Source organism: Pandoraea pneumonica (genome assembly GCF_902459645.1).
GTDB classification, from domain to species: Bacteria; Pseudomonadota; Gammaproteobacteria; order Burkholderiales; family Burkholderiaceae; genus Pandoraea; species Pandoraea pneumonica.
Map to the genome: position 1 here is coordinate 1,464,785 of NZ_CABPSK010000001.1, position 23,124 is coordinate 1,487,908.

A 23,124-nucleotide genomic window follows, 5' to 3' on the forward strand; every position below is an offset into this window, starting at 1 on the left:
CGCCATCCGCCTTTCCACCGCCGCCCTGCTTCGCTCGGGCGGCGGTGTTCGATTTCATGCCAATTGTTATGCGCGAATTCTCCGCTCCCCTTCATTTCCAAAGCGCCCTGTCGATCGCCAGCCAGATCGCTAGCGGACAGATCAGTTCGCGTCAGGTCACGCAGTATTTCCTCGATCGCATCGCTCGCGCTCAAGCGCTCAATGCCTTTACCGAAGTCTTCGCCGAGCAGGCGCTGGCGCAGGCCGACGCCGCCGATGCCGCCCTGCGCCCGGGCGGTGCGGGCCCGGCCAGCCCGCTGCACGGTGTACCGGTGGCGATCAAAGACAGCATCGAAGTTGCTGGCAGCACCGCCTCGGCCGGTTCGCTCAGTCGACTCGCCATCACCAGCGACATCACCGCCACCGCCGTGCAACGGCTGTGTGCTGCCGGGATGATCGTTCTGGGCAAAACGCACATGACCGAGTTCGCCTTCGGTCTGGCCGGGCAGAACCCCACGCGCGGCACACCATGGAACCCGTGGGATGCCGCACAGCATCGCGCGCCGGGTGGTTCATCGTCCGGCTGCGGCACTGCCGTCGCCGCTGGTCTCGCGCCCATTGCCATTGGCGGCGACACCGGCGGGTCGGTACGCGCGCCCGCCGCGCTCAATCATCTGGTCGGCTTCAAACCCTCCAGCGGCGTGAGCAGCGGTGCAGGCGTGGTGCCGCTCGCACCGACACTCGATGTGCTCGGTCCGATCGCGCGCAGCGTGGCCGACGCGCATGCAATCACCGCCATCCTGACCGGACACGACGACGCCGATGCGCTGACACAGCAAGTCCCCGACGCCATCAGCGAAGGCCTGCGCGACACGCTGCCTGTCCTCGCGCCGCACAACCTGCCTGCGCTGTATGTCCTCGACGCGCACGCATTCCCCGCCACACTCTCGGGTGGCGCACAACGTGTCTGGGACGATGCACTCACTCGACTCGCGGATGCCGGGTGGACATTGCGGCGCTGGACGCCGTCGGCGGAACTGGATATCGGTGAGCTATCCGAAGCGAACTCTGTGATCCTCGGCTACGAAGGTTTTCAACTGCACGGTCATCTGGCCGAGGACGCCGAACAGCCGCTGTGGGATGTCGTACGGCAGCGCATTCTGGCCGGCGGCCAGATCCCTCGCGCCGCCTACGAAGAGGCCATTGCCCACCGTGCCCAAGTGGCGGCCGCGTTCACCGAAGCCATCGGCCGCGAAGGCGTGCTGCTGATGCCCGCCACCGGTCACGGTGCGCTGCCGCTCGATGCAGCCGACAGCGCCCACGTCAGCATTGGCCGCTTCTGCCGCGCGGGCAACTTTCTGGGCACGCCCGCCATCGCGCTGCCCGCTGGCTTCGACGACAGCGGTATGCCGGTCGGCGTGCAACTGATGGCGCCGCCACTGGCGGACCGTCAATTGCTCGCTGCCGCTGCGGCGTTGGCGCCCGCGCTACAGGCGCCGGGGCCGGTCAACCCCGATCTGAGTCACTGGGGTTTGTAGAAGGGATTTAGCGCAGACTCGCGGGCGACGCCACCATCACGCGGTCGCGGCCAGCACGTTTGGCCGCGTAAAGCGCGGCGTCGGCCGCGCCGAGCAAGCGCATCGGCAACGCTTCCGGGTCGGCGCTGTCGCGCGGGTCGATGCTGGCGAGCCCGATGGAAATCGTCAGCGGCACCAGCACCCCATCGTCGTCGGGCACTTCGAGGCGCGACACCGCACGCCGCACCCGCTCCGCAACCGTCCCCGCCCAGTTCTGTTCCGTCTGCACAAGGAGTGCAGCGAACTCTTCGCCGCCGTATCTCGCCAGGGTGTCGGTCACACGCAATTGCGCCCGCATGCAGGCGCTCGCCGCGCGCAATGCACGATCGCCAGTGGCATGGCCATGACTATCGTTCACACGCTTGAAGTGATCGATGTCGATCAACAGACACGCGAGCGGTGCGCCGTAGCGCACGCCACGCACCACCTCTTCGCGCAAGCGCTGATCGAAATAGCGGCGATTCGACAACCCCGTCAGCGGATCTGTCAGGCCAATGCGCTTGAGCCGTTCGCGATTCCACATATTCTCGAGACACACGGCGACCACGGCACCGAAACGTTCGAGAAAATCGGTCGCCATCTCGGGCGCGAAACGTTTCGCGTCGCGGCTGCCGAGGGCAATCACACCGATATAGCGGCCATTGCGTGAGAGTGGGATGACCACGGCACTGGCTGGTGCGCGGGCACCGAAGAGCGGCGCGTGACGCTCGCGCGGCGCGCCGATCCAGAGGCGTCCGTCGCCACAGATCGCCGCGAAGGTACCGGCATCTGCCGCAATACCCAGCCCGGAATCGAGCGCGCGCAGACCTTCCGCTGTGTCGATGAGATCGCGCAGGGTGTCGTCGATCTCCGCAAGCATCAGTTGCACGCCCGAGAGGTCGAAGTCGTGACGCAGCCGGTTGAGCACCACCTCCAGAAACTGCCCGAAGTCGGGCGCTCCCATCAACGCCAGCTCGATGTCCTGAAAACGTTTTAGCGAACGCTCGTTGCGCTGCACGGTCGCCAGCAGCGATTGCAGAGCATCGGGCGTTGGTGCCTGGTTGGTTGCCACTTGTGGTCTCGAGAGACGCGCGGCACTTCGCGGCCGCGTAGCGTGATTGCCCGGATTTGATTTCGGCATTGTGCCGGGCATTGAGGCCTTTAACGGCACTCACCTGTGAAATTTGAGGGCTTCAGGTATGAATTTTGCCGCCCGCAAATTAAGTCGTGGCGCGGTTTTCGCACGCCCTAGGGAAAGTACCTACCCTACAAGTCGGCCATGTGGCAGCGCACAATATTTCTGCGCAACACATCACAACACCCCCTCACGCCAACCTGGACGGCCGACCGGCCATCTCGACAACGCATTTTAGCCGCCCTACAATCGCGCCCGCTCGACACAATATCCACGGAGACACTGTTGTTCACGTCCTACCTGCGCGCCTCGCGCAAGGCGCTCGCCGCCACCCTCACATTCGCCACGCTCGCAATTTCTGTCGTCACGCCCCACGCCGCACAGGCTGCCAGCACCGCGCCCCAGCATCACACGACGAAGGCGGCCAAACCGCACAAGACTCACACCTCGACCAAAGCGACAAAACCCACGAAGTCTGCCAAAGCAGGGAAAGCCACTAAGGCAAGCCATGCCAGCGCGTCGAAGGCCGCGTCGCATCGCAACGGCCACGTCAAAGCACCCGCTAAACAAGTGTCGGCCAAGCCGCATGGCGCGTCTGCGCACAAGTCGGTGAAGACCGCCAGCGCACACCCCGCCAAAGGCCGTGCATCGCATAGTGCGACCCGGAAGTCGCAAGCCCGTACTGCGACCGCCAGCAACGGCAAACGCACGAAAGTTGCCGCCGCGGGCAAACCCGCCAAGGGCAGCAAGGGGCCGAAGATCGTCAAAACGCACCACCCGTTGCCACCTAAAACGACGCATCGACAACGCGCCACGATCGCCAGCCACCGCCCTTCGCAAACGCAAAGCTGACGCGCTATAGTGATCGGGCGGTGACGCCATGAGTTGACGCCACCCTCTCATTTTCGTGAGGTGCACAGGGTGGTGACATGTCCATGACATTCCGGCGCATCCGGTTAGGCGTTGTGTCGGCGCGACAGCCGAATTATTTCGCTTCGTTTTTTGGCGGCACGCGTCGTTCTTGTTTTGTGACGACTGGCTCTCATCGGGCGGGAAGTCTGGCATGAGCGAAGCCCGGATCCTGTGCGCCACGCCGTCGGACGTCGACGCCATTGCCGCGTTGCATGCCCATAGCTGGCGGGCCACCTATGGCGAAACGTTACCGGCCGGCCCCCTGCTTGCGCATCTCAAATGCGAGCACGCGTCGCTCTGGCGGGCGCGCCTTTCCGGTGCCGACGACCCTGCGCTACGCATCTGGAAAGCCTGCGCCGGTGTCGACGACGGCCCGCTCGCGGGCTTCATCTGCGCCTTATCGGGTGCCGATGGCATTCTCATCGATAACCTTCACGTGGCCGCGCCGTGGCAAGGCCGGGGCATCGGACAAGCCCTATTCATGCGCGTTCGCGACTGGGCGGGTGCGCTCGATCCGAATGCGCCGCTCTATCTCTGGGTACTCGCGCAGAACACACGCGCACGCCGGTTTTATGACCGGATGGGCGGGTTACCCGGGCCGGTTCACCCCATCGCTGTCTCTCCGGGTATTGAAGTTCCGGCATTGCGTTATCTCTGGGCACCGATGTCACGCGAGTCAAGCATCCGAAAGATGGATAGATAGACGGTATGCATAAAGCCAACGCATGCATGGACACGTTTGCGTGCACTAACCGGTCGTCCGGTCACGCCATAAACATGTCGCACTGCAACGAAAAGTGGCCCGAAACTGGCATGGATCAACAATCTAAAAGTTTCCCCGCTTGACACCTTCCCACCTTTCCCGTAAAAAAACGGGTGCATGAACGTTGTATGGCGAGTCTTGTGTTCATCTAATGTCGCCCTCTGCGTCACCTCGGTTGTACCTGATCAGCTTTAATGTCATGCGCTCGCTGAGCTTCTCGCTCGCTCATTTGAAAACTTTAAGGATTTAAGAAATGGCAACTGGTACCGTCAAGTGGTTTAACGACGCCAAGGGTTTTGGTTTTATTACGCCGGACGAAGGTGGTGAAGATCTCTTCGCGCACTTCTCGGAAATCCAATCGAAGGGCTTCAAGTCCCTGCAAGAAAACCAAAAGGTCAGCTTCGAAGTGAAGATGGGACCGAAGGGCCGTCAAGCCAGCAACATCCAGCCGCTGTAAGCGACTGACCATGTGCTGAGCGATCGCTAACACGATCGACGCGCCTCGGGCAGTACTTCACCGTCTGCCCGAACTGAAAACCCCGCTCCGGCGGGGTTTTTTCGTTATGCAGCTATGCTGTGAGCTTCCCCCTTTGCATTGGAGGTATCGAATGGGCTTACTCGTCGACGGCAAGTGGCACACCGACTGGTACGACACGCGCGCCACCGGTGGGCACTTCGAGCGCCGCCCCGCCACCTTCCGGCATTGGGTTACGCCCGACGGCACACCCGGTCCGGGCACGGACGATGGCACGCCCCCGCGTGGCGGCTTTGCTGCCGAGCGTGGACGCTATGTGCTGTATGTGAGCTATGCGTGCCCGTGGGCGCATCGCACGTTGATCATGCGAGCGTTAAAGGGCTTGGAGAACATGATTGCCGTGGCCGTCGTGAACTGGCTGATGCTCGACGATGGCTGGACCTTCGCACCGGGCCCTGGCGTGACGGGCGACCCAGTCAATCACGCGGCATTTTTGCGCGATGTGTATCTGGCTGCCGACACACAATTCACCGGCCGCGTGACCGTACCCGTGCTCTGGGACACCGTGACCGGCACCATCGTGAACAACGAGTCGTCGGAAATTCTGCGCATGTTCAACAGCGCATTCGACGGCCTCGGGGCAACGCCGGGCGACTACTATCCGGCGGCCTTGCGCGATGAAATCGACGCCCTCAATACCCGCATCTACGACACCGTGAACAACGGCGTCTACAAGGCAGGCTTCGCCACCACGCAAAGCGCCTACGAGGAGGCGGTAGCGCCGCTCTTCGAGACGCTCGATATGTTGGAGCAGCGGCTCGCCACTCGCCGCTTTCTGACCGGCGAGCGCATGACCGAAGCCGACATCCGGTTGTTCACCACGCTCATCCGCTTCGACGCGGTCTACGTGGGGCACTTCAAGTGCAACCTGCGCCGCATTGCGGACTATCCGAATTTATCGGGCTATACGCGCGACATCTACCAACAACCCGGCGTGGCGGCGACGGTCAACTTCGCCCACATCAAGCGGCATTACTACGAGAGCCATCGGACGATCAATCCGACGGGGATCGTACCGATGGGACCGCTACAAGATTTCGACGCCCCTCACGACCGCGCGCAGATGATCACGGTGCAGGGGCTTTGACGCTCGGCGATAACGCTCAAACCGCGCGAGGCTTCACGCGGCTGGCGGCTTCCAATGCATTGGCACGCGCCACGTCGAGATCGTCGTCGTAAGCCAGGGCCACGCCCATGCGGCGCTTGACGAAGCTCTCGGGCTTGCCGAACAACCGGATGTCCGTCTGCGGCACTTGCAACGCGTGGTCCACGCCGTCGAAGACGATGCCCGTGGCGTCGACACCGCCGTAAATCACGGCGCTCGCGCCCGGCGTTTTCAGCGTGGTGTTGACCGGCAGGCCGAGAATCGCGCGGGCGTGCAGTTCGAACTCGTTCTGCCATTGCGTGATCATCGTCACCATGCCCGTGTCGTGCGGACGCGGGCTCACTTCGCTGAACCACACCTCGTCGCCCTTCACGAACAGCTCCACGCCAAAGATGCCCTGCCCGCCCAGATTCTGCGTCACTTCGCGGGCGATCAGACGCGCACGCTCGAGCGCATTGACCGGCATCGGGTGCGGCTGCCAGCTCTCGACGTAATCGCCGCTCACTTGCTTGTGGCCGATCGGCGCACAGAAGTGGGTTTCGACCTGACCGTCTGCACCGCGCGCGCGCACGGTGAGCAACGTGATCTCGTAGTCGAAGTCGATGAAGCCTTCGACGATGATGCGGCCGTGGCTCACACGGCCACCGGCCATGGCGTAATCCCACGCGGCCTTCACGTCGTCAGGGCCGTCGATCTTGCTCTGCCCTTTGCCAGAACTGCTCATGACCGGCTTGACCACGCACGGGTAACCGATGCCACCGTCGATCGCCGCTTGCAACTGTTCGAGCGTGTCGCAGAACTGATACGGGCTGGTCGGCAGGCCGAGCGTTTCAGCCGCCAGACGGCGAATGCCCTCGCGATCCATCGTCAGGCGTGCAGCGCGTGCCGTGGGGACGACATGGACAATGCCGTCGGCTTCGAGCGCTTCGAGCATCGGCGTGGCGATGGCTTCGATTTCCGGCACGACGAGATCCGGCTTTTCCGCCAGGATGAGCGCCTTGAGTTGTTCCGGGTCGGTCATCGCGATCGTGCGGGCGTGGTGCGCAACCTGCTGACCGGGCGCGTTTTCGTAGCGATCGACGGCAATCGTTTCGACGCCGAGCCGCTGCAACGCGATCAGCACTTCGCGGCCGAGTTCGCCAGCGCCCAACAACATGACTTTCGTCGCGCTCGGCGACAGCGGGGTTCCGATAGTGGTCATTTTCGACCCTTGGAGAGTGAGGAAAGAGGGGCGCGCTGCGCCACGTTGCTGCCAGTAATAACTCGCGAACGTGCGCAAAACGCGAAAGACGTATTGTAGCGAGCGCCGCCCTATCGGGGCCACTGCAAAACCTGCCCGCTGAACTTGCTCGCTGAACCTGCCAGCTGATCCTGCCCGCTAAACGCGTGTGCTAAGCCAGCGCCCCGCGCAACACGCGGCGGCAGCACGCGACCATGCGCGCCTCGGTATCTTGATACCCGGTGAGCACCCAAGCCGTGCCCGCGTTCGTCATCGCGCCAACGAGCGCCAGCCCGACGATACGCGCGTCGGCCGCAGCGTCGTCGGTCGACGGCGGCGGTGCATCGGACATCCCGACAATCAGCCGTGCAAATTCGAAGATGTACCGCTGATACGTCGCGTCGGTCTCCGGGCTCACGCCCATCACTTCGAGCAACAGCACGCGCGCCGCATGCCCATCGCGCAAGAACGTGAAGAACGCATGCAGGCCCGCATCGAGCCGCGCATCGAGCGTTGGCTGCGCCGCGTCGACCGCCGCCTGTAATTGACCGAGCAACGTCTGCGCGTGATGGGCATACGTCGCGCGCAGCAGATGCTCCATGGTGTCGAAGGCCGCGTAGAAATACCGGTCGTTGAGCTTCGCCAGACGGCATACCGAGCGCACGGTCGCCCGTCGGAAGCCAACGGTGCCGAAAACCTCCGTCCCGGCATCGATGAGTGCGGCCCGCCGCGCGGCTTCTCGCTGCGCCTGCCCTACGCCGCCATAGCGGCGCCCTCCCGACGCGGAAGCCGTGTCGTCACCTGCGGCCGACGGCGAGCCGTCAGCCAGCGCATCGGTCGCCTGATCGGCGGCCGCTATCGATTCGAGTCCTTGTTCCATTTCGCTATTTGACATCACGAGAGCGGAAAACTAAAGTGGTGACACACAACACCAAATTATACGCAACGCGATACGAGTGACAAAGGCCACCCAAAGGTGACCGAAAGACGACACAAAAGCGGCGAATATCAGGCCGCAGGTCGGTCACAGCATCGTTGGGAGACATCGCATGAAGACGTTCACCGATAAGGTGGCGGCCATCACCGGTGCAGGCTCCGGCATGGGTCGCTCGCTCGCGCTCGAACTCGCTCGTCGAGGGGCGCACCTCGCGTTATCCGATATCGACGACGCCAGTCTCGCGCACACCGCAGAGGCTTGCCGGGCGTTCGGCGTTCGCGTGAGCGCCCGGCGGCTCGATGTGTCCGAGCGCGAAGCCGTCTTCGCGTGGGCCAGTGAGGCCGCGCAGTTTCACGGCAAGGTCAATTTCATCTTCAACAACGCCGGGGTCTCGCTGTCCGTGCCGGTAGCAACCGCTCGGCTCGAAGATGTCGAGTGGCTGATGAACATCAATTTCTGGGGCGTGGTGCACGGTACGCAGGCCTTCCTGCCCTATCTCACTGCCTCGGGCGAAGGCCACGTCGTCAACACGTCGAGCTTGTTCGGCATCGTTGCCATGCCCACCCAGTCGGCCTACAACGCCAGCAAGTTTGCCGTGCGCGGCTTTACCGAAGCACTGCGCATGGAGCTCGATCTGGCGGGCTCGCCAGTGACCGCGACGTGCATTCATCCGGGCGGCGTGGCAACGAACATCGTGCATACCTCGCGAATCGACGACAGCATCGCTTCGCTCACCGGCATGGATGCGCAAACGCACCGCCGCCGCGCCAACAAGCTGATCGACGTGACGAGCGCCGATGCGGCGGCTAAACAGATTCTCGCGGGCGTCGCACGCAATGCCCGGCGCGTACTCGTGGGGGCCGACGCCCGCCGCGTCGACAAGCTGGCGCGCCTTTTCGGCGCGAGCTATCAGGCGCTGGTCGTCTGGTTCTATCGACGCACGGCCGTCGCGCGCAGCCCCGCGCCTGCGCCTTCGACGGCGGCCTCGTCGCTCACGTCATCGGCTTCGGCCGCTCGCCCGTCGCAAGACACCCCGCCAGGAAACCTGCCATGACCGCTCCCCGTCACCCGACCGATATCGCCAGCGTGGCCACCGATCTCGACGTCATCGTCGTGGGTGCCGGGATCTCGGGCATCTCGGCAGCCCACTACCTGCGCGAGCGCTGCCCCGGCACGCGCTTCGCGATGCTCGAAGCGCGTCAGTCCCTGGGCGGTACGTGGGACCTGTTTCGCTACCCCGGCGTACGCTCCGACTCGGATATGTTCACGCTCGGCTTCAGCTTTCGGCCATGGAACAGCAATCAGGCCATCGCTGAAGGCAGCAAGATTCTCGACTACCTGAAGGACACCGCGCATGCCGAAGGGCTCGACGGGCTGATCCGGTACGGCCATAAGTTGCGCGAAGCGCGGTGGGATTCATCGATCGCCCGCTGGACACTCGACATCGAGCGCACGCATCCCGATGGCCGCCAGGAAACACAACAGCTGACGTGCCGCTTTCTCTTCATGTGCAGCGGCTACTACGCCTATGACGCCGGTCACTCACCGGCGTGGCCCGGCATGGAGACCTTCGGGGGCAAGCTCGTGCATCCGCAACACTGGCCGGCCAATCTCGACTATCGCGACAAGCGCGTGGTGATCATCGGCAGTGGTGCCACCGCCGTGACATTGCTGCCGAACATGGCACCGAGCGCTGCCCACGTCACGATGTTGCAGCGCTCGCCGAGCTACATCTTGTCGATGCCGTCACGCGACGGCGTGGCCGAACGGCTGCGCGCGCTGCTGCCCGCCGGGCTGGCACATCGCATCGTGCGGATGAAGAACGTACTGGTGACACTCGGCTTCTACAACGCCGCGCGGCGCTGGCCCAACGCCATCCGCCGAGTGTTGATCGGTCGCGCGGCACGACAAGCGCAGGGGCATGTGGATGTCGCGCGCGATCTGTCGCCGCGATACAACCCGTGGGACCAGCGCTTGTGTCTGGCACCGGGCGGCGACATCTTCAAAGCGCTGCGCAGTGGCCGCGCGTCCATCGTCACCGACGAAATCGCCTCGTTCACCCCGACGGGCCTGACGCTGAAGAGCGGCAAAACGCTGGATGCCGACATCGTCGTGACGGCCACCGGCTTGCGCGTGCAACTGATGGGCGGCGCGCGATTGTTCGTCGACGGTCAGCCGATCGCGCTGGCCGACACCGTCGCTTACAAGGGCATGATGTACAGCGGCGTGCCCAATCTGGCGTCGATCTTCGGTTATACGAACGCGTCGTGGACGCTCAAGGCCGAACTGATCGCCCAATATGTCTGCCGTCTCGTCAATCACATGAACGCGCATGGCTACGACACCTGTGTGCCGCAGCTTCGTCCGCATGAGCATGCCGAGTTGCCCGCCATTGGACTCACCTCGGGTTACATTCAGCGCGCCGCCGGCGAGTTGCCGAAACAAGGCGGACGCAAGCCGTGGGTGTTTTATCAAAGCTACTTCCGAGACGTGCGACTCATGCGCTGGGGGCGCGTCGACGACGGGGCCATGCGTTTCGAGCGGCGCGCCACGCGTGAGGTGGGTGCCCCGCAGGCCGCCGATATGTCCGGTGAGCCCGGCACGCCCGGTGCCGCCAAGGCGTCCGCTCGCTAACCGAACGTCGTGAATGCGCCGTCGAATTGCCGTTGGCGTGCACGGGCGTTGGTTTGACCGCCCGTGCGCATGATTGCTATCCACTCACCGCCCGACATCATGCTCATCGCTTACTTACTCGCTTGTCTCGCTTGTCTCTCTATTGCCTTCGCTGTCGTCGTGCTGGTGCTGGTTCGCTTTACCAAGCGCGTTGCCCAGCGCGCGGAAGCCGCCGTGCCGCCCGACGGCGAGTTTCTGGAGATTGACGGCGAACGGCTGCACTACGTCGACTTCGGCCATGGCCCCGCCGTCGTGTTCGTGCACGGCCTGTGCGGTCAGTTGCGCAACTTCGCGTACTTGCCGCTCGCCGAGATGGCACGCACCTATCGCGTGGTGCTGATCGACCGTCCGGGTTCGGGCTACTCGACGCGCTCACCCGATCGCGACGGCAATATTGCGGCACAGGCCGCCGCCGTCGCCAAACTCATGACGGTGTTGGCGTTGGAGCGCCCGCTCGTTGTCGGACACTCGCTCGGCGGCGCGGTCGCCTTGACGTTGGCGCTCAACCACAGCGCCCAAGTCGGTGCGCTCGCGTTGATCGCACCCCTTACGCAGCCGGTATCGGAGCCGCCCAAAGCATTCCGCGCATTGGCCGTACGCAGCGCTTGGTGGCGCCGGTGGATCGGACGCACGCTTGCGGTGCCGGTCGGCATGATGACCGGCCGCACCACGCTCACTTACGTCTTCGGCCCCGAACCGGCGCCGAAGGACTTCCTGATTCGCGGGGGCGGCGTGTTGGGATTTCGACCGGGCAACTTCTACGCCGCGTCGGTCGACATGCTGGCCGCCGAGCGCGATATGCCGGGCATTGCTGCCCGCTACGGCTCGCTCGGCGTGCCGGTCGATGTGCTCTACGGACGCGGCGATCGGATTCTCGATTACCGCGTGCATGGCGAAGGGCTGCCGCGAGGCTACGCTGCGGCACGGCTGACGCTGGTCGACGGCGGGCACATGCTGCCCGTCACGCAACCTGAGGCAACGATGCATTGGTTGCAAGCGGTGGCCGCCAGAACACACGGCACGCACGGCGAGATGCGTGCCCCCGATGCAGCCTCGATGACCGTGTCGACGCTCGCGGCCAATGACGCCGCCTGAGCTCGCGACCCGATAGCGGATCGAAGCAAAATGAGACGGGGCGAAACACGGGGACTTGGGTCCGTCGACGCGTCCAATGGCACACTAGGGGCTTCGCGATTCTGCCTGGCCTGTGCGCCGGCGACGCCATGTCCAACGCTAGCAACGTCAACGATTCGTCACCCTCGGCCCCGCCGTCCTTGCGGTTAGCTGCCAGCCTCGTCGTGCTGCGTGCACGGCCAAGCGGCATGGAAGTCTTGCTGTTACGCCGTGCCGTGCGCGCCAACGACTTTAGTTCCGACGCCTATGTTTTCCCCGGCGGTGTGGTCGATGCTGCCGACCGCCACGCGCACGCGGCGTGCCATGGGCTGACCGATGCCGAAGCGAGTGAACGTCTGCACTTACCGGAAGGCGGGCTCGATTACTACATCGCGGCGATTCGGGAATGCTTCGAAGAAACCGGCGTGTTGTTCGCTGACAGCGTGGATGGCCCGATCGACAGCGTCAGCCTGACGGCCATCCGCGCGCAACGTGAAGCGCTTCACGATACGACAGTCGACATCGCTTCCCTCTGCCGAACGTTCGCTATCCACTTGGCCCCCGCACGGCTGCACTATCTGAGCCACTGGGTCACACCGCTCGCACTGCCCAAGCGCTTCGACACGCGCTTTTTTCTTGCTGTCTTGCCTGACGGCCAACAGGCCGAAGTCGATCAAATCGAGACCGCTGCACATCGCTGGATGCGTCCCGGCTATGCCCTCGCGCACGCCGAGCAACTGCGTCTGCTGCCGCCGACACGCAAGATTCTCCAGTGGCTCGAATCGATGAAGGACGTAGACGACGCGATGGGCACCGCGCAGGCACTCGCCGACGTGCCGCGAATTCAACCGCGTCTGGCCAATGGCAAACGCGGCCGGTGGCCGGTCACGCCCGACGAGCCCGCGTGGGCCGAATTGTCGCTGACCGATCCGGAAGAGCAAGGCACCGGCCACTACGACATCGTGCCGGGACGCGTCGTGACGCTGATGCCAGGCGTGCTGCGTGTGAGCGCCCCCAACCCGGGCATGATGACCGGCCCGGGCACGAATACCTATCTCATCGGCGGTGGTCCTGACAATGCGTGGGCCGTGATCGATCCGGGGCCCGACGATGCATCGCATATCGAGGCGATTTTGCAGGCGGTGCCGGGAGACATTCGGCAGATTTTTGTCACGCACACCCATCGCGACCACTCTCCGGCAGCACGCACGCTGGCCGCACGCACCGGCGCGACGACCTACGGCATGCCAGCGCAACACGCGCAAGGGCAAGATTTGACGTTTGTGCCAGATGTGGTGCTCTCGGATAACGACGCGATCGTGTTGCCCGATGGCCGGACACTGCGCGCGATTCACACACCGGGGCACGCGGCGAATCACCTTTGCTATGCGCTCGACGGTGCTGACCTCGTCTTCACCGGTGATCACGTTATGCAGGGTTCGACCGTCGTCATCAATCCGCCCGATGGGCATATGGCGACGTATCTGGCATCGCTGGAAAAGCTGGCAGCCGAGGCTCCCAAGTGGCTGGCGCCCGGGCATGGGTTTGTGATGGATCAGCCAGCAGAGCGTATTGCCCGGCTCGTTGCCCACCGCATGCGACGCGAAGCACGCGTGCTCGATGCGCTGCGCCGACACGGTCCGTCGACAATCGATACGCTCACGCCGATCGTATACGACGATGTATCCGCTGCGCGTCATGCTGTCGCGCAGCGTTCACTGCGCGCGCATCTCGAGAAGCTGGAGGAAGATCACTTGGCGCTGCGCCAAGGCGATGCCCTTTGGAAAGCAAGCTCAGTCTGAAAATTGCTGCGTGGCGGTGTGTGAAATGCGAGGCGGTAATGCGTCAGTCGCCGTCGCCAAGCAGCTCATCGACGATTCGCTCCCCGGCTTTGCGCCCTGCCATTTCGGCGTCGACGCGATTGTCCCGATGTCCATCAGGCGAGCGGACTTCGGGCCCCTCTGGCTTACCATGCCGCGAGACCTGGACAAGATAGTCCCAAGGCCCAGCGTACTCATTCTGAAACGCCCGAACGCGAATCTCGTAACCTGCGCGATAGTCGTACACCTGCTCATGGGACGCATAGCTCATGACAGACTCCGGTTCTCAACGCCGTAATAAAAGTCGGCCTTAATGAAGCGAGGCCGTGGTGAAAAGCGTGCCGATCAGTTGATGGCACGTAGCAAAACGGGTTCGGATGGCGCGCCGTCGGCAATGGCATCGGCAGCCCTCGCCACGATGGCGTCTTCGTGCTCCATGAATTGATCGAAAAGCGCCTCCCCGGTGGCATGAATGCCGGCGAGCTGATTGAGCGCCTCCCCTTCGATGACACACGTCCAGACTCTGCCGTCGACGTTCACGTAAAAACGTACCGACCGGTCTTCATCGAAAAGTCCAATGCCGCCATGCAAAATCGCGTCCATCCGTTTTCTCCGTCATTTGGAGGATGCTCAAAAGCAAAATTCTGACAAAAATCCTATCACTTTGAGAGCAGGCCCGTATTTCAACCCCTGTCAAAACTGGCAGCATAAAAAAACCCGCCTGAGTCAGGCGGGCTGAGAAGTCCGGAACGCATGGGGCACCATGGCAATCCCGGGAAGACAGGGTCATGAAAACATGACGAATTCATTATGCGGCGCGCGAGCACGGACGGCGAAGCTTTTGCGACAAGGAGTTAGATCTAGATCAACAAAAATGCGTGCCTGAAACCATCGCGCCAAAGTTTGCTGCATTGCCAAAAATCTCATGCGTTCGTAGATGCAAATAACGGGCAAATATGGATTATTTATGAAAGTGCAGTGCATATTTTTGCTTCGGCCTCCACATTTACTCAGGGTACTTAATCTGTTAATGTGCCGACCGAGTAAGAAAAATTCGTACGAGGTCAAGAGATTTCAAAATGAATGCGAACATTCACAACGGGGAAGCTGAAGAGCCGTTGATCCCGAACTGGGCTTACCGACTCGCAGCACGATGGAAGCCGTTTCTTCTTTTGACTGTTGCGCTGGCAGCAGTGTTGTATGTGGTCATTCATACGTTCGCGTACAAGTACGAGAGCAAGGGTTTCGTGCTGCTTCGTCGCGACGTTTCGCTCTATAACGCACAACGCCAAGCGTTCTACGACGGCGCATTGTTGCGCCATTATCTGGCGAGCAAGAATAAGCTGAACACCCCCGAAGGCGAGTTCCTCCTGAACTCACTCAGTGCCGCCTTCATCGCTAAACACGTCACGCTGACGATGCCTTATGGCAAGGACGACGCACGCTATGTCGGCGACAAAGACCGCTCCGCGCTGATCTCCACCGGCCTGGATCTGGCAGTGCAAAGCCGCACGTCGGGCGAGCAAGCCGCCGCGCGCATGCAACTGCTCGCCGGCTTCGTCGTCGATGCAATGCTCAAGCAAACGCTGACGTCGGAACTGCGCAGCAAGCTCATGGCCGCACGAAGCCAGAAGCAGTCGATCGACAACCAATTGATCGAGAACGAACTGAATCTGCGCGACATGACGACTCGCTTGAACGATCTGCGTCAGATTTCCGCGCGTTATCCTGAAGCGGCTCGAATGAACGAGCGTCAGTTGCTGACGACGTCGGGCGACTCTGGGCGATTCCTGTCGCCCATGGCACAGATGATTGGCCTCGAGTCCGATATTGCCTCGCTCAAGACTGGCCTCGATCGCCTCAAGCGCCAGGAAAAGCAGAACAACATCCTCCTTCAGTTCTACGAGGGGTTGTTCACGAAAATTCCGGCGGACCCCACGGGCGAACAGCTGCTGAGCACGTACGTCGACGCGATCAACAAGTATTTCGCCAATATCAGCCCGACCGACGACGCTCGCCGAGAGGTGTACAACGGCCAACTGCTGGTTGTTCTGGGCATGCGCTCGCAAGGGCTTGACGCGCCGAGATTTACGTCTGGCCCCACCGTTCCGTCGGGAATGCAAGGCCCCGCGGCACCGATTTTGATGTTCGCCGCGGCGGCAATTGCCGCGATTCTCGCCGCACTCGCCACGTTGGCCTACGATCTGGTCGTCATCGGAAAGCGCGCACGGGGCCCCGGGAACCTGTTGCCGGATGCCGTCTTGCCCACCGTGACCGAGATGCCTCACCGCGATCCGCCTCGCGAAGCGCGACGGGCCTAAACGAAACAAATTGAAAAAGCCGCTCCCTTGAGCGGCTTTTTTGTGCATGCTTCTTCGTCGGAAGCAGCACAACAGACATTTTGCTCTGATATCCTTGGCGGCTTTCGCAGATCGGTATAACTCTATTGCGCTGGCGTCAGGAATAAACGATGGTGAATTTGGCTGGGTACGCATCTAATCCCGAAGGGAATATCGGGATCATTTTGTATGAACGCATCAAGCGATACTGGGCTCTTTGGTTAGCGCTCGCCATTGCCATCCCAATGGCGTTGTACTTTTTGATGAGCTCACTGCTCTATCGTTTCGAGAGTCAGGGCCTATTGCTTGTTAAGCAAAATCTGACGCAGTACAAGGCCGAAAGCCCTGCTTTTTACGATGATGCGTTGCTCAGACAATATCTGACCCTCAATAACGCCATCGATTCGCCTGCGGGGAAATTCCTCACCAACGCCCTGAGCGAGCGCTTTCTCAGCAAGCAAGTCGCGCTGGTGATGCCTTACGGCAAGAACGATCTCGCCTTTCTCAATCTGAAAGACAACGAGAATCTGACGTCGGTGGGTCTCGACCTGACGATTCCCAGTCGCTTGTCCGGCACCGAAGCGGCTGCCCGACTTCGATTGCTTGCTGGTTTTCTGACCGACACGATGCTGCGCCAAACGCTCACGAACGACGTGCGGCGCGCGAACATGCAGGCACTTGAAGACAAACAAACGCTGGACAATTTGCTCATCCAGAACGGCGTGAAACAGGCTGATCTGACCGAGCGGCTGGCCCGAACGAAGGACATTGCCGCCCGTTATCCCGACGCCGCCAAGCTGGAGCAGCACCAGTTACTGAGTACAAACGGTGCGGAATCGGCACGTTTCCTGTCGCCCATGTCACAGATGATTGGTATCGAGTCGGAAATTGCCTCGACCCGAGCGGACGCCGAGCGGCTCAAACGCCGTATTGCACAGAATGACATTGCCCTGCGCTTCTACGATGCGTTTAATGAGACGGCAAAGCCGACGTTGACGGGCAGCCAACTGCTGCAGGCCTATCTCAACGCGCTCAAGGCCTTTTTTGGCGATGCCGAAATTGCGGACGACATGACCCGTGAAGTGCGCAACAAACTGATGCTGCCAGTGCAACGCATCAACGCGCAGAACATCGACGCACCGCGTTTCTCGTCTGGCCCGACGACGCCCGCGAATCCCTCCGGACCGCCGTCCATCGTGCTGATGGCGCTCTCGGTGTTAGCAGGCCTGCTGTTCGCGACCGCCCTCACATTGCTGGTCGACGTTGCGCGGCAACGCAAAACTCACACGGTATAGCTTTCGCCGCCCAAGCGACGACGCCACGGACCTGTCAGTACATCGACGCGTTCGTGGCGTTTTGCTTTTGGGGCATACCGCACATAGCGGATAGCACGGACAGCTGCTGCGCATGGCACCAGCGCGACGAAAGCGCGAGATGAAGCCGATAACAGCCGAGCGCCCAATGGCACGTTGCAACAAAAAGTGGGAAGGACTACAGAAGAACTACGGGTGGCGGCAAAAATCCGCGAAGGGGATTTTGGGGTGACCGATGGGACTCGAACCCACGACGACTGGAATCACAATCCAGGACTCTACCAACTGAGCTACGGCCACCGCCGTGATCAACAACATGACTTGCTTGCTGAACAGAAACAAGATTATAGCGACGTTATTAGCGCGTTGCCAAGCACTTTTTTCACTTCTTTTAAATATTTCTTGGCTCACACGCGCGATCGATGCGCGTCGCGCTCATCTCGCGCGGCGATGACCCGCCGCGCGTCCCACACATCACGCCGACGCTAACGACGACACTTCGTGCCCATCGCGCGCGTCGTTGCGATCGCGGTCCGCCAATGCGCCAGCGCGGAGTTGCTCGCGCGCCTCTTCGAAGGCACCGATGCCAGCCTTGAGTCGTTTCGGATCCGACAGAATGCGACGCCATCCGCGCGCGCCCGGCACGCCGCGATACAGTCCCAGCGCGTGGCGCGTAATGGCGCCGAGATACTGCCCTTTCCCGACTTGCGCGGCGGCGTATTCGATCAACGCATCTTCCACGGCTTCACGCGACTTCACGGGCGCAGGGTCGTCGTAAAAACGCGCATCGACTTCGGCTAGCACGTACGGGTTGTGGTACGCCTCGCGGCCGAGCATCACGCCATCCACGTGCTGCAAATGCAGCGCGACTTCGTCGAGCGTCTTCACGCCGCCATTAATCAGAATCTCGAGATGCGGGAACGCCTGCTTCAACCGGTACGCGTAGTCGTATTTGAGCGGGGGAATCTCGCGATTCTCTTTCGGGCTCAGCCCTTTGAGAATGGCATTGCGTGCATGAACGATAAACGTGCTGCACCCCGCCTGCGCGATCTTGCCGACAAAGTCTTCGACGAACGAGAACGACTCAACGTCGTCGATGCCGATGCGGTGCTTGACCGTGACCGGCACCTGCACAACGTCGCGCATCGCCTTCACGCAATCGGCCACCAATTCCGGCTCCGCCATCAGGCACGCACCAAACGCCCCGCGCTGCACGCGCTCCGACGGGCAGCCGCAATTCAGATTGATTTCGTCGTAACCCCACTGCTCACCCAGCTTCGCCGCACGCGCGAGATCCTGCGGCTCGCTTCCGCCGAGCTGCAATGCCACCGGATGCTCGATCGCATCGAAATCCAGATGACGCGCGACGTCACCGTGCAATAGCGCACCGGTGGTCACCATCTCTGTATACAGCCACGTGTGGCGCGAAAGCTGGCGATGGAAGACTCGACAATTCGAATCGGTCCAATCCATCATCGGCGCCACAGAAACGCGGCGGGCAGGCAAGTTCATGCAAATTCCTCGGTATTTCTTATGTGATCTTTCGAACAGCCAACGCCGACACGCGCTCGCGCACGGCGTCTTTTACGATACAAAACACGAAGTATACGTCATGCGTATCGGCCTCGCCGACGGCGCCCCGGCGTTGTGGGCGGGACTTGGCGATACTTTTTCACACGACAGCGTAGACGCTCGGGGAGTACACTTTCGCCTTCGCCAATGTCGTAAAAACAAGCACAAGGAGACGCCGCCATGGCCCCGAAGGATCTGTTGCAGGCACTGATCGTCGTTCTTGCCTGGGGCGTGAACTTCGTGGTCATCAAAGTCGGCCTGCATGGCGTGCCACCGATGCTGCTCGGTGCCCTGCGCTTTTTGCTGGCGGCCTTTCCGGCCATCTTCTTCGTCAAACGACCCAATGTGCAGTGGCGCTGGCTGATCGCGTACGGCGCGAGCATTTCGTTCGGCCAGTTCGCACTGTTGTTTACCGCGATGTACGTCGGCATGCCCGCAGGCCTCGCCTCGCTCGTACTTCAGGCGCAGGCCTTCTTCACGCTCGGACTGGCAGTCATGTGTCTGGGCGAGCGGTTCCGCGCGCAGAACATCGTTGGCCTGCTCATCGCGGCTGCGGGCCTCGCCATCATCGGTGCGCAAGGCGGCGGCGCGATGACGCTGCTCGGCTTTGTCCTCACGCTGTGCGCGTCGCTCAGTTGGGCCACGGGCAACATCGTGACGAAGAAGATCGGGCAGGTCGATCTCGTCGGGCTCGTCGTGTGGGCGAGCCTGATACCGCCCATTCCCTTCGCGCTGCTGTCTTATTGGTTCGAGGGCCCCGAGCAAATCAGCGCGTCGCTCTCGCACATCTCGGGTGCGTCGATCTTCGCCATCGCCTACTTGGCATTTATCGCCACACTCGTCGGCTACAGTCTGTGGGGCCGATTGATGACGCGCTACCCGGCCAGTCAGGTCGCGCCGTTCTCACTGCTCGTGCCGATCATCGGCCTCGCCTCGGCTGCGCTGCTGCTCGACGAGCAACTCACCATGCCGCAAATCGCGGGCGCCGCGCTGGTGATGGCGGGCCTCGCCGTCAACGTGTTCGGCGCGAAAATCAAACAGCGTCTGCTGCCGTCTTCGCAGTAGCCAACCGCATATGCAGCAGCGGGAACGGACGGCCCTGCCCGTCCAGTTCTGAGCGGCCAATCACTTCGAAACCCTCACGCTGATAGAACGCCAGCGCCTGAGGGTTTTGTTCATTGACGTCGACACTCGTGCAATCGAGCTCGCGCACCGCGTACGCCAGCAATGCGGCGCCGATACCCTGCCTGCGCGCTTCGGGCGCCACGAACAACATCTCCACATTGCCCTGTGCCACGCCAAGAAAGCCACGGATAGCACCCGCGTCGTCAAGAAAGACACGCAGCGTTACCGCCGCAAGATAGTCGTCGCGAATGCGGGGACGTAGCCACGCAATATCGTCGTCACTCAGAAAATCGTGCGTTGCACGCACAGACGCTTCCCACAATTCGGTAATGGCGTCGAATTCGCTTTCGTTGGTCGTGAAGATGCCTGACATGAGAGACCCGGATCGGATATCGCTTGCGTTGACGTGGAATGCGCATGACGCGCGACGGATGCAAAACGACTAAGGCAGAACGCAAAAAGCCTGATTTCTTGTGGAAATCAGGCTTTTAAATTTGGTTGCGGGGACAGGATTTGAACCTGTGACCTTCGGGTTATGAGCCCGACGAGCTGCCAGACTGCTCCACCCCGCGTCTGAAGAAATAGATTATATGACAATCGCCATCGCAGTGCAACAAATGCGTGGGATTATTTTTCCTGAGGCGCGTCGCCACCGCTTCCACCGCTTCGACATGCCGCACGCTTCCTATATAGAACGGGTTATCCCGCAACGCTGCATGCGTCGCCGCACAGCGCGCGCCGCCGATGATACACTCGCAGCAACCATGAACCGACGCCCTCCCATCCAATTCTGTTCCGCCTGCGGCCATCCGGTCGAGTTGCGCATTCCGCCCGGTGACAACCGCGAGCGGCACGTCTGCGTGAACTGCGGCACGATCCACTATCAGAACCCCCGCAACGTGCTCGGCACGGTGCCGGTTTGGGGCGATCAAGTCCTGCTTTGCAAGCGCGCGATCGAGCCCCGTTTGGGTTACTGGACGCTGCCCGCAGGCTTCATGGAGATGGGTGAGACGACGTCGCAAGCCGCCGCACGCGAAACGCTCGAAGAAGCCGGTGCCGTCGTTGACGTCGGCGCCCTCTTCTCGCTGCTCAACGTCCCGCACGTCAATCAAATCCATATCTTCTATCTGGCCCAAATGCGCGAGCCGCAATTTGCCGCCGGCGAAGAAAGCCTGGAAGTCGCCCTGTTCTCCGAAGACGAGATCCCTTGGGACGATATCGCGTTCCCAACGGTGGCCAAGACGCTGCGGTTCTTCTTTGAAGATCGCCGCGCAGGCGCATTCGGCGTGCATATGGAAGCCACCACGGCAGAGGGAGTTCCTGGCGTCCCGGTGCCCGCGTTGCCCGTAAACACGGCACACACCGAGGACATCCTCACGCCGATGTTGCGCGGCTAAGCGCGTCACATCGCGCTCCCCTCGCCGCCCCGACATGGTTGTCTGGCTCGAAGCTAACGATCCCTTCCCCCCGGCCGACAATGCGCTCCCCGCGTCCAGCGAAGCGCCCGGCCTGCTGGCCGCTGGCCTCGACCTCTCGCCGCAGCGGCTGCTCGCCGCCTACCGGCAAGGCATCTTCCCGTGGTACTCGCAGGGCCAGCCGGTGTTGTGGTGGAGCCCCGACCCGCGCATGGTGCTGCGCCCCGAGCAGTTCGTCGTCAGCCATAACTTCCGAAAGCTGTTGCGCCGCGTGCTGCGTGAAGACGCCTGGGAAATCCGCCTCGATGCCGATTTTCCCGCCGTCATGCGGGCGTGCGCAGAAGCACCGCGCCGCGGACAGGACGGCACGTGGATCACGCCCGCCATCGTTGCCGCTTACCGCGCATTGCATGACGCCGGTCTCGCCCACAGCATCGAGACGTGGTACGACGGCGAGCGCGTCGGCGGCCTTTATGGCGTGGCGCTCGGACGCATGTTCTATGGCGAATCGATGTTCGCCAAACGCACCGACGCCTCGAAAATCGCGCTGGCCGCGCTCGTCTCCTTTGCACGCACACACGCAATAGAGGTGATAGACTGCCAGCAAAGTACCGCCCACTTGGCGTCACTCGGCGGCGGCGAGATCTCCCGCCACGCGTTTCTGACCCACGTGCAAAAGGCGGTCGCGGCCCCCGCGCCGGTCTGGCATCTCGACAAACAGATCCTCACCGGCCTGGCCTACGGTAACGCAGCAGATAAGGCTCACGAGGTTTAGCAGTGACCCATCCCAACGAACTGCCGCTCTCCCCGCTGTCTGCCCTCCAGTTCTACGCAACAGCCCCCTATCCGTGTAGCTATCTCGACAATCACACGGCGCGCTCGCAGGTTGCCACGCCGAGCCATCTGATCAACTCCGACGTCTACAGTGAACTCGTTCGCGCAGGCTTTCGCCGCAGCGGTGTGTTCACGTATCGCCCGTATTGCGATGGCTGCCGTGCGTGCGTGCCGGTGCGCGTGCCGATCGATCGCTTTGGCCCCAACCGGACCCAACGCCGCATCTGGCGACGTCACGCCGGTCTCGCGGTGAATGTGTCGGGCCTGCACTACACCGAAGAGCACTACCAACTCTACATGCGCTACCAGTCGCGGCGTCACGCCGGTGGTGGCATGGATCACGACAGCCGCGAGCAGTACGAGCAGTTCTTGCTGCAAAGCCGGGTGAATTCGCGTCTGGTCGAGTTCCGCGAGCCGCCGGGTCATCAAGGGGCCGGCACGCTGCGCATGATCAGCATGGTCGACATCCTGAGCGACGGCCTGTCGTCGGTCTACACGTTCTTCGACCCCGATGTCGAAGGCGCTTCGTACGGCACGTACAACATCCTCTGGCAAATTGAGCAGGCCCGCGCGCTGGGGCTGCCCCATGTCTATCTGGGATATTGGATTCAAGCGAGCCGCAAGATGGTCTACAAGGCGAACTTCCGCCCGCTGCAAGGGCTGATCGACGGGCAATGGCAAGACATGGCCGACGCCTTGCTCGACGCCGCCGGTGAGCCCACTCCGCCACCCTCGAATAGCGACAGCGCCAGCTAGACAATGTGCGCTGCGCCGTGCCC

The 23,124-nt window shown here is 62.1% G+C and carries 22 protein-coding genes and 2 tRNA genes; 15 read left to right on the plus strand and 9 right to left on the minus strand.

Annotation, left to right across the window (positions count from 1 at the left end; translation table 11 throughout):
* The first annotated feature begins 56 nt into the window (after positions 1-56).
* Positions 57-1,517 (plus strand): amidase, encoded by a 1,461-nt coding sequence (locus PPN31114_RS06360; protein WP_246182415.1) that lies wholly within the window; start codon positions 57-59, stop codon positions 1,515-1,517.
* A 7-nt stretch (positions 1,518-1,524) separates the two neighbouring features.
* Here PPN31114_RS06360 and PPN31114_RS06365 read toward each other — a convergent pair whose 3' ends face one another.
* Positions 1,525-2,607, minus strand: a complete 1,083-nt coding sequence (locus PPN31114_RS06365; protein WP_246182416.1) for a GGDEF domain-containing protein — start codon at positions 2,605-2,607, stop codon at positions 1,525-1,527.
* 348 nt (positions 2,608-2,955) lie between these two features.
* Between PPN31114_RS06365 and PPN31114_RS06370 the strand changes: the two genes are divergently transcribed.
* The 4 genes from PPN31114_RS06370 (at position 2,956) to PPN31114_RS06385 (ending at position 5,967) form a co-directional block, all read left to right on the plus strand.
* Positions 2,956-3,522 (plus strand): hypothetical protein, encoded by a 567-nt coding sequence (locus tag PPN31114_RS06370; protein ID WP_150678587.1) that lies wholly within the window; start codon positions 2,956-2,958, stop codon positions 3,520-3,522.
* Positions 3,523-3,733: 211 nt separating this feature from the next.
* Positions 3,734-4,285, plus strand: a complete 552-nt coding sequence (locus tag PPN31114_RS06375; RefSeq protein ID WP_150678588.1) for a GNAT family N-acetyltransferase — start codon at positions 3,734-3,736, stop codon at positions 4,283-4,285.
* A 313-nt stretch (positions 4,286-4,598) separates the two neighbouring features.
* Positions 4,599-4,802 carry a cold-shock protein gene (locus PPN31114_RS06380; protein ID WP_010807210.1) on the plus strand — a complete coding sequence of 68 codons (204 nt, stop codon included), beginning with the start codon at positions 4,599-4,601 and terminating at the stop codon, positions 4,800-4,802.
* 151 nt (positions 4,803-4,953) lie between these two features.
* Positions 4,954-5,967 (plus strand): glutathione S-transferase family protein, encoded by a 1,014-nt coding sequence (locus tag PPN31114_RS06385; protein WP_150678589.1) that lies wholly within the window; start codon positions 4,954-4,956, stop codon positions 5,965-5,967.
* 16 nt (positions 5,968-5,983) lie between these two features.
* Here PPN31114_RS06385 and purT read toward each other — a convergent pair whose 3' ends face one another.
* Positions 5,984-7,186, minus strand: coding sequence for a formate-dependent phosphoribosylglycinamide formyltransferase (gene purT, locus PPN31114_RS06390; protein ID WP_150678590.1), 1,203 nt, complete (start codon positions 7,184-7,186; stop codon positions 5,984-5,986).
* Positions 7,187-7,376: 190 nt separating this feature from the next.
* Positions 7,377-8,099, minus strand: coding sequence for a TetR/AcrR family transcriptional regulator (locus PPN31114_RS06395; RefSeq protein ID WP_370865836.1), 723 nt, complete (start codon positions 8,097-8,099; stop codon positions 7,377-7,379).
* A gap of 154 nt (positions 8,100-8,253) precedes the next feature.
* Here PPN31114_RS06395 and PPN31114_RS06400 point away from each other — a divergent pair, with 154 nt between their 5' ends.
* The 4 genes from PPN31114_RS06400 to PPN31114_RS06415 all read left to right on the plus strand — a co-directional run bounded on the left by PPN31114_RS06400 (position 8,254) and on the right by PPN31114_RS06415 (position 13,729).
* Positions 8,254-9,195, plus strand: a complete 942-nt coding sequence (locus tag PPN31114_RS06400) for an SDR family NAD(P)-dependent oxidoreductase (RefSeq protein WP_150678592.1) — start codon at positions 8,254-8,256, stop codon at positions 9,193-9,195.
* On the plus strand, positions 9,192-10,775 hold the full coding sequence (locus PPN31114_RS06405; protein WP_150678593.1) for a flavin-containing monooxygenase: 1,584 nt from the start codon (positions 9,192-9,194) through the stop codon (positions 10,773-10,775). The genes PPN31114_RS06400 and PPN31114_RS06405 overlap by 4 nt, the downstream gene beginning before the upstream one ends.
* A gap of 69 nt (positions 10,776-10,844) precedes the next feature.
* Positions 10,845-11,909, plus strand: a complete 1,065-nt coding sequence (locus tag PPN31114_RS06410) for an alpha/beta fold hydrolase (protein ID WP_246182417.1) — start codon at positions 10,845-10,847, stop codon at positions 11,907-11,909.
* A 128-nt stretch (positions 11,910-12,037) separates the two neighbouring features.
* Positions 12,038-13,729 (plus strand): MBL fold metallo-hydrolase, encoded by a 1,692-nt coding sequence (locus tag PPN31114_RS06415; protein WP_150678594.1) that lies wholly within the window; start codon positions 12,038-12,040, stop codon positions 13,727-13,729.
* 43 nt (positions 13,730-13,772) lie between these two features.
* Here PPN31114_RS06415 and PPN31114_RS06420 read toward each other — a convergent pair whose 3' ends face one another.
* Together PPN31114_RS06420 and PPN31114_RS06425 are read right to left on the minus strand one after the other, a co-directional pair.
* Positions 13,773-14,018: a hypothetical protein gene (locus tag PPN31114_RS06420; protein WP_150678595.1), complete on the minus strand. Its 246-nt coding sequence runs from the start codon at positions 14,016-14,018 to the stop codon at positions 13,773-13,775.
* A 74-nt stretch (positions 14,019-14,092) separates the two neighbouring features.
* Complete coding sequence (locus tag PPN31114_RS06425; RefSeq protein WP_150678596.1) at positions 14,093-14,350, minus strand: DUF1488 family protein; 258 nt, start codon at positions 14,348-14,350, stop codon at positions 14,093-14,095.
* Between the two features lie 476 nt (positions 14,351-14,826).
* Here PPN31114_RS06425 and PPN31114_RS06430 point away from each other — a divergent pair, with 476 nt between their 5' ends.
* Both PPN31114_RS06430 and PPN31114_RS06435 read left to right on the plus strand, forming a co-directional pair.
* Positions 14,827-16,068 carry a hypothetical protein gene (locus PPN31114_RS06430; RefSeq protein WP_150678597.1) on the plus strand — a complete coding sequence of 414 codons (1,242 nt, stop codon included), beginning with the start codon at positions 14,827-14,829 and terminating at the stop codon, positions 16,066-16,068.
* A 149-nt stretch (positions 16,069-16,217) separates the two neighbouring features.
* Positions 16,218-17,381 (plus strand): hypothetical protein, encoded by a 1,164-nt coding sequence (locus PPN31114_RS06435; protein ID WP_150678598.1) that lies wholly within the window; start codon positions 16,218-16,220, stop codon positions 17,379-17,381.
* A gap of 242 nt (positions 17,382-17,623) precedes the next feature.
* Here PPN31114_RS06435 and PPN31114_RS06440 read toward each other — a convergent pair.
* Together PPN31114_RS06440 and dusA are read right to left on the minus strand one after the other, a co-directional pair.
* Positions 17,624-17,699 (minus strand) — tRNA-His (locus PPN31114_RS06440).
* Positions 17,700-17,873: 174 nt separating this feature from the next.
* Positions 17,874-18,911, minus strand: a complete 1,038-nt coding sequence (gene dusA / locus PPN31114_RS06445) for a tRNA dihydrouridine(20/20a) synthase DusA (RefSeq protein ID WP_150678599.1) — start codon at positions 18,909-18,911, stop codon at positions 17,874-17,876.
* 240 nt (positions 18,912-19,151) lie between these two features.
* On the opposite strand from dusA, the gene PPN31114_RS06450 reads away from it, so the two are divergent.
* On the plus strand, positions 19,152-20,036 hold the full coding sequence (locus tag PPN31114_RS06450) for an EamA family transporter (RefSeq protein WP_150678600.1): 885 nt from the start codon (positions 19,152-19,154) through the stop codon (positions 20,034-20,036).
* Here PPN31114_RS06450 and PPN31114_RS06455 read toward each other — a convergent pair.
* Positions 20,005-20,469, minus strand: coding sequence for a GNAT family N-acetyltransferase (locus PPN31114_RS06455; protein WP_150678601.1), 465 nt, complete (start codon positions 20,467-20,469; stop codon positions 20,005-20,007). The genes PPN31114_RS06450 and PPN31114_RS06455 overlap by 32 nt on opposite strands.
* Before the next feature lie 122 nt (positions 20,470-20,591).
* Positions 20,592-20,668, minus strand: a tRNA-Met gene (locus tag PPN31114_RS06460).
* A 210-nt stretch (positions 20,669-20,878) separates the two neighbouring features.
* On the opposite strand from PPN31114_RS06460, the gene PPN31114_RS06465 reads away from it, so the two are divergent.
* Genes PPN31114_RS06465 through PPN31114_RS06475 form a run of 3 tightly spaced genes read left to right on the plus strand, consistent with a single transcriptional unit; the run spans position 20,879 to position 23,101 of the window.
* A complete protein-coding gene (locus PPN31114_RS06465; protein ID WP_246182470.1) occupies positions 20,879-21,493 on the plus strand; it encodes an NUDIX hydrolase in 615 nt (204 codons plus the stop codon).
* A gap of 34 nt (positions 21,494-21,527) precedes the next feature.
* Positions 21,528-22,286, plus strand: a complete 759-nt coding sequence (gene aat / locus PPN31114_RS06470; RefSeq protein WP_150678602.1) for a leucyl/phenylalanyl-tRNA--protein transferase — start codon at positions 21,528-21,530, stop codon at positions 22,284-22,286.
* A gap of 2 nt (positions 22,287-22,288) precedes the next feature.
* Positions 22,289-23,101: an arginyltransferase gene (locus tag PPN31114_RS06475; protein WP_150678603.1), complete on the plus strand. Its 813-nt coding sequence runs from the start codon at positions 22,289-22,291 to the stop codon at positions 23,099-23,101.
* Positions 23,102-23,124 lie beyond the last annotated feature (23 nt).